We start from the raw sequence: 3,820 nt of genomic DNA, 5'->3' as shown, positions 1-3,820 counted from the left end.
CCGGACCCGGCGGACCACCGGCGCCCCGTCCGGATCGAACCGGCGCCGGACGAACTCCCGGCACGCCTCGGGCGGTGCCGCCGAGAAGCGGGGCCTGCGGAACTCCGGTTCCGGCGGCGGGGGCCGCCGGTCGCGCTCGTAGCCGTCCCCCGGGCCGCCATAGCCGTGCGGGGGCGGCGGGCCGTCGAAGTCGGCGGCCAGCGCCGGGGCGGTGGCGAGCAGCAGGGCGCAGAACCCGGCGCGCCCAAAGACATGACGAAGGGGCACTGTTCGGCCTCGGCAGGGACGGGCGGCGGGGATCGCGGCCCTCGATGCCGGAGATTGCGCCGCGCCGGCTGAACCCCCGCCACGCCCCCCGTTGGCCGCCGTTCAGCCGGCTCCGTTCCGCAGCGCGCGTCAGTTCTGCATCGCGTTGATCTCGCACTGCGCGTAATCCGCGCTCGCCTTCACGTAGGCGTTGAGCTTCTGCGCGTAGGCCTCGGCGATCGGCCGGAACGCCTGCGCTTGCAGGTTGTAGGCCTTCACTGCGTCGTTGAAGCTGTAGGCCTCCCAGCCGGGGCAGCCGCCCTTGGCGTCGAGGCAGGCCGGCTTCTCGGGGAGCACGGGCTTGGTCGGGCGCAGAGCCGCCGGCGGCGCCTCCGGGGGCTTGCAGGCGGTGACCGCCGGGGCGGCGGCGACGGCCGGCGCTGCCTTGTCCGGAGTCGGCTTGGCGGGTGCGGGCTTGGCGGGCGCCGCCAGGGCGACGGCCGGGGCGAGCAGACCCGCGATGAGGAGAAGCGTGCCGCGCATAGCCCAGGTCACTCCGCTGCGGCGAGATCCGCCGGCCGCGGGTTCTGCGGCATCAGGCGGACGGCGACAAGGGTCGCGCGGCACCCGCACCGGTGCCCGTCCCGCGCGGCGCGGCCACGCGGTCCCGGCCGGCCCCCGGTTTGGCGGCTTTGCCGGCGGTGCGCCCGCCGCGCAGGAGCGCGATCGCGGGCATCAGCAGGCCGGTCGCCACGACCCACCAGGCCGGCCGGAGCGGGCCGGAGAAATCCAGGTTGGCCGCCAGCACGAGGCTGGCCGGGACGCCGCTGGCGAGCCCGTACCAGGCCGCCTCGAGCCCCGCGGTGGCGAGGCCGCCGAGGATCGCCAGCAGCAGCAGCGACCACGGCCGCTCCGGCAGCTTGAACCGCCGCATCGCCCGCCAGCCCATGAGCAGCAGGAACAGCCCGGCGGAGAAGACCGGGTCGCTGACGTCGATCTTCGACTGCAGGAAATAGTGGACGAGCGCCAGAACCGCGATCGTGTAGACGAGCCGGTGCAGCCGGTGCCAGTTCGGCCCGAGGGTGCGGATCGCCGCGTCCGTGGAGGTCAGCCCCAGGGCGATCAGGCCGATCAGCGCCACGAAGCCGATCGTCAGGTAGAGCCGCAGGGCGATCTCGGTGACGACCTTGGTCAGGATCAGGTTCTGGTCGACCGCATAGAGGGTGAGGTGCGCCACCGCGTAGGCCATCACGGTGACGCCGAGCATGCGCCGGACCACCAGCACCTTCGCCCAGTCGGCGATCCGGCGCAGCGGCGAGATCGCCAGCGAGAACAGCAGGAAGCGCACCGCCCACTCGCCGGTGGCGTGGATCAGCGCGGTGATCGGCTTGGCGCCCAGCGCGTCGAGCCGGTAGGCCCCCGCCAGGTACAGGGCCGGCGCGATGCAGGCCAGGAACACCGCGAGCTTCAGCCACGAGAGGCGTCCGGCCCGGTCGAGCCAGGGGAGGGGGATGCCGAGGGGAACAGCCAGGCGGTCGATCATTGCTTTCGGACTTGGCCTTCTGACATCGGAAACGACGGGGCGCTCGGGCCAGGCTCTCGGAGAGCGAAACCGGTGCCCGTGGGGATCGCTCCCCGCGCGGGTCGGTTCGCCGCGGATGTCCCCGGTGTTACGCCGGCACGGTTGACCTCGCCGCCCAAGCGCCGAGATTGCTGGCGGACGGACACCGGATGGATCCCATGCAGAACCGCAATCTCGGCCGCTCCGGCCTCAAGGTCTCGCCGATCTGCCTCGGCACGATGATGTTCGGCGGGCCCACCGACGAGGCTACCGCCGGCCGCATCGTCGGGAGCGCCCGGGAGGCGGGCGTCAATTTCATCGACACGGCCGACGTCTACACCGAGGGCCGCTCGGAGGAGATCACCGGCCGGGCGATCAAGGGCGACCGCGCCGCCTGGATCCTGGCCACCAAGGTCGCCAACCCGACCGGCCAGGGCGTCAACGACCGCGGCCTCTCGCGCGTCCACGTGCTGAAGGCCGCCGAGGACAGCCTGCGCCGGCTCGGCACCGAATTCATCGACATCTACTACCTCCACAAGGAGGACCACGATACGCCGCTGGCCGAGACCGTACGGGCGATGGCCGACCTCGTGCGGGCGGGCAAGATCCGCCATTTCGGCGTCTCGAACCATCGCTCCTGGCGGGTCGCCGAGATCTGCCGGCTCTGCGACGAGGCCGGCATCGACCGGCCGGTGGTGAGCCAGCCCTATTACAACGCCTTCAACCGGATGCCCGAGACCGAGCACCTGCCGGCCTGCGCCCATTACGGGCTCGGCGTCGTCCCGTACTCGCCCCTCGCCCGGGGCGTGCTGACCGGCAAGTACGATCCGGACGCCCCGCCGCCGGCCGAATCCCGCGCCGGCCGCCAGGACACCCGGATGATGCAGACCGAGTGGCGCCCGGAATCCCTGCGCATCGCCCGCACCCTGAAGGAGCACGCCGAGGCCCGCGGCATCACGGCCGGGCAGTTCGCCACCGCCTGGGTGCTGAACAACCGCCTGATCACCGGCGTCATCGCCGGGCCGCGCACCGAGGCGCAGTGGCAGGAATATCTCGGCGCCCTCGACTACGCCTTCACCCCGGAGGACGAGGCGCTGGTGGACGGCTTCGTGGCCGCCGGGCACCCGACCACCCCGGGCTACAACGATCCGGCCTATCCGCTTGAGGGGCGGGTGCCGCGGGGCGTTTGAGTAGCCAAATTCTGCGCCGGCCTATGCATTGTGAGCCGTCCGCACCGTGTTGAAGTCCGGGTTGGCAAGAGGATCGGCGACGATGGCCGCTCACGCGAAAGAAAAGGTCAAATCTGTGCCGAGGGCCAAGTCGGTCCGGGCGCAGGTTGATCCGGGCGTCAAGCTAGAGGCCGAAGCTGTTCTCGGCGCGGTCGGACTCTCGTTGTCCGACGCGTTCCGCCTGATGCTTGAACGGGTCGTCGCCGAAGGGCGGCTGCCCTTCGATCCGCTCGTCCCGAACGACGAGACCATCGCGGCTTTGCGCGCGAACCTCGCCGGCGATGTGATCCATGTCGGCGATCCGTCGAACCTCCTCGCCGTCCTTGACGCCGACTGACGATAGGCCGTCGGCAACGACCCCGTCCGCGCTGGCAGCTGCGAAAACAATCAAATCCAGTTATGGAACATTGTTAAATCGCTGCGCTCGCGAAACCTGTTACGCCCCCGCCGGGTGGATGTGGGCCACATAGGAAAGTGGATTTCGGCGATGAGCGCCTATGACGTGGTAAAAGATTTTGCTGGGCCCGTCGCAACCATTTGCGCTGCTGTGGCGGCTACAAGCATAACAGGTTTATTCGCGGCGAAACAGTGGCAAACTGCTTATATGCAGGCTCAAATAGCGCTTGATAAACTTAAAATTGATACATTTGGTGATCGGATGGCTGTGCTAAAAGCAACTCGATCTTTGATGAGGCTCGTTGTAAGTACGCGATCTGGCGAGGTTCCAGATCTGCATAAAATGCAGGAACTCCGACGAACAATCGATGACGGGCGTTTCCTATTC

General features: G+C 69.4%; 5 protein-coding genes and 1 pseudogene. 3 read left to right on the top strand and 3 right to left on the bottom strand.

The features are described from left to right. The 3 genes and pseudogenes from FV233_RS28610 to FV233_RS28600 form a co-directional block, all read right to left on the bottom strand. A pseudogene (locus FV233_RS28610) lies at positions 1-267 on the bottom strand (hypothetical protein); the annotation flags it as partial. 129 nt (positions 268-396) lie between these two features. Next, positions 397-789 (bottom strand): hypothetical protein, encoded by a 393-nt coding sequence (locus FV233_RS28605; protein WP_187278261.1) that lies wholly within the window; start codon positions 787-789, stop codon positions 397-399. A 52-nt stretch (positions 790-841) separates the two neighbouring features. Beyond that, a complete protein-coding gene (locus tag FV233_RS28600; RefSeq protein WP_147899544.1) occupies positions 842-1,789 on the bottom strand; it encodes a protein-methionine-sulfoxide reductase heme-binding subunit MsrQ in 948 nt (315 codons plus the stop codon). 197 nt (positions 1,790-1,986) lie between these two features. On the opposite strand from FV233_RS28600, the gene FV233_RS28595 reads away from it, so the two are divergent. From FV233_RS28595 to FV233_RS28585, 3 genes are all read left to right on the top strand, one after another. Then, on the top strand, positions 1,987-2,997 hold the full coding sequence (locus FV233_RS28595) for an aldo/keto reductase (RefSeq protein ID WP_147899543.1): 1,011 nt from the start codon (positions 1,987-1,989) through the stop codon (positions 2,995-2,997). Between the two features lie 82 nt (positions 2,998-3,079). Continuing rightward, entirely contained in the window at positions 3,080-3,373 is a 294-nt protein-coding gene (locus FV233_RS28590) for a type II toxin-antitoxin system RelB/DinJ family antitoxin (RefSeq protein WP_147856848.1), read from the top strand. Positions 3,374-3,523: 150 nt separating this feature from the next. Then, the coding region (locus tag FV233_RS28585) for a hypothetical protein (RefSeq protein ID WP_147899542.1) at positions 3,524-3,820 on the top strand (297 nt) is incomplete at its 3' end.

This window comes from Methylobacterium sp. WL7, assembly GCF_008040085.1.
Lineage (GTDB): Bacteria > Pseudomonadota > Alphaproteobacteria > Rhizobiales > Beijerinckiaceae > Methylobacterium > Methylobacterium mesophilicum.
The sequence above is the reverse complement of the archived record's forward strand: the minus strand, read 5'-3'. Positions and strand labels throughout refer to the sequence as shown.

Bases quoted from the DNA above. Each gene is read 5' to 3' on its own strand.
- FV233_RS28590 (WP_147856848.1), top strand. From the start codon at position 3,080: ATGGCCGCTCACGCGAAAGAAAAGGTCAAATCTGTGCCGAGGGCCAAG.
- FV233_RS28605 (WP_187278261.1), bottom strand. From the start codon at position 789: ATGCGCGGCACGCTTCTCCTCATCGCGGGTCTGCTCGCCCCGGCCGTC.
- FV233_RS28595 (WP_147899543.1), top strand. From the start codon at position 1,987: ATGCAGAACCGCAATCTCGGCCGCTCCGGCCTCAAGGTCTCGCCGATC.
- FV233_RS28600 (WP_147899544.1), bottom strand. From the start codon at position 1,789: ATGATCGACCGCCTGGCTGTTCCCCTCGGCATCCCCCTCCCCTGGCTC.